Raw genomic sequence first — 2139 nt, 5'->3', positions numbered from 1 at the left:
GCTTGATCGGGATGATCGCCTTCTCGCGGACGGCGTCGGCCTCGGAGCGGCTGCCCGCCGCCCCCGGGCCCGCCGCGCCGGTCTTTCCCGCCGCGCCGGTCTGCCCTGACGGGCCGGTCTGCCCCGGTGGGCCGTTGGGCCCGGGAGGGATGGCGCCCGGGGGCAGTTGGGGGTCGGTGACCTTCACGTCGCGGCCCTCGGTGCCGAAGAGCACGTCGATGCCGTCAGGTCCCTCCAGCACGTCCTGGCCTCCGCCCGCCAGGCTGATGGCGGCGGCCAGATCGGCCGCTTCGTCATAGCCGTCGCCCTCGGCGATCGCGGCCAGCCGCGCCGAGGTGTCCATGAAGGAGGCGTCGACGCGGTGCACCGCCCGGTACAGCGGCAGGGCCGCCGCCGAGCGTCCGGTGCCCTCGTGCGCGCGGGCCAGCCAGTAGCGCAGCTCCTTGCGCTGGGGCTGCTCGCTGCGGCACCGCATCAGGGCGGCGGAGAGCAGCGGCTCGGCCTGCCCGAACATCTCGAGGCGCACCCGGGCCATGCCGCCGAAGAGGCCGGCCTCGATGCCGAGCATCGGGTCGTCGATCAGGGGGTCCGTATGCCGCACCAGTTGCTCCCAGTCCTTGACCAGGTAGGAGCGGCAGGCGTGCAGGAAGCGCACCTGCGGGTCGGCGTCGACCGGCGGCAGACCCGCGAGCGCCCGGTCGAGCTCCGGGACGTGGCGGCCGTCGAGCCAGTGCGAGGCGTGCGCGAGCAGCAGATCGCGTGTGCTCTCCAGGACCGGCTGGACCCACCAGCCCAGCCAGTACCAGGAGTTGAGGGGGCGGGCGTGCCGTGCGCGCTGCTCCCCGAACCTGTCCCGGTGCTGGAACATCCGCAGCAGCGCCGTCGTGGTGTCGACGCGCAGCGCGTGCAGCCCGAGCCAGCCGTCGGCCATCCCGGGATCGATCCGTACCGCCGCACGGAACTCCTCCTCCGCCTGCGGATACGCGCCCATCGTGTAGGCGTCGACGCCCCTCAGCCAGGCGAGGTCGGCCGGGGCGGGTGAGCCCACCGCGTCGAAGTCCATCGCGTCCCCCACAAACCGTGCCCCCGTGTGCGTGCCACCGGGCCGGTGCCCGTCGGCCACTTCGCTGAACCGCCGTGCTGCGGACGGGAGTTGACTCGGCGCGCAGAGCAGCCGTCCGAAAAAGGCGCACCGTTAGGCATCGTACCTGCGGGGGAGCGGTCGGCCGTAGGGTGCGGCGCCGGTGGATCGGCCGGGAAGGGCCGTCGGGGGAGGGGCCGTGATGGTGACCGAGGGTGAGCGAATGGCGGCTCGCAGCGGCCGAAAATGAGGCCTTGAGGGCAGAACGAAGCCCCCGATCACGGGGGAACAACCGGGGGCTTCGCGTCTGCGGGCGGCCTGGTAAGGCCGCACATTCAGAACGTAAGTCCTGTAAGGCCCCTGGGTCAAGCGGAGTTGAGGCACTCGTGCAAACTCCCGGGGTCAACTGGAAGCTGTTCTCCAGGGGTTCAGCGGACCGCCGATGAACCATCACCCTGTGTGACGAATTGGGTTCCGACTGGCGCCCCACTGGGCCCCGGGCGTACCTCGTATCCCTCTGGGCACTGCCGCACCAAAAGGTCCGCGAAGGGGCGCGAAGGGTCATCGGCGAAGTGCCGGAGTTCCACCGGTTCCCACCCGTCCCAGAAGTCCCGCTGGACCGTCCCGTCCCGTCGGCGCCCCCGCCGCCATGCCTCCTCGCGCGGCACGTCCATCCACAGCACGGCCGAGAGGTGCGCCCGCAGTGCGCGGCGGCCCGCGCCGACCCCTTCGACGATCACCACGGGCGCGGGCGGCAGACTCCGCTCGGCCGGGCCGAAGCGGCGCTCGGTCCAGTCGTACGGGGCATAGCGCGCCGTTTCGCCGCGCGCGAGCGGCGCGATGATCCGGCGGTCCAGCCGGTCCGTCCAGTCGAACAGCTCTTCGTGGCTCGCGATGTCGTCGAGCCGCAGGACCGGCGCGTCGCCCAGCGCCTCGGCGAGGCGCCGCGCGAACGTCGACTTCCCCGAGCCCGCGTGCCCGTCCACGGCGATCAGCCGGACGGGGCCGCAGGACGGCGGCAGCCGGCGCAGGGCTTCGGCGAGGCGGGGGAGCGGGGT

General features: G+C 73.0%; 1 protein-coding gene and 1 pseudogene. Both read right to left on the bottom strand.

The genetic code is table 11. The annotated features are described in order from the left end of the window. Positions 1–1063 (bottom strand): annotated as a pseudogene (locus tag GKQ77_RS31990) (AAA family ATPase); the annotation flags it as partial. 446 nt (positions 1064–1509) lie between these two features. After that, positions 1510–2139: uridine kinase family protein (locus GKQ77_RS31985; protein ID WP_372460045.1), on the bottom strand; the 630-nt coding region annotated here is incomplete at its 5' end.

Source organism: Streptomyces anatolicus (genome assembly GCF_019400875.1).
Taxonomy (GTDB): domain Bacteria; phylum Actinomycetota; class Actinomycetes; order Streptomycetales; family Streptomycetaceae; genus Streptomyces; species Streptomyces anatolicus.
This window is presented reverse-complemented; position numbering and strand designations above follow the sequence as displayed.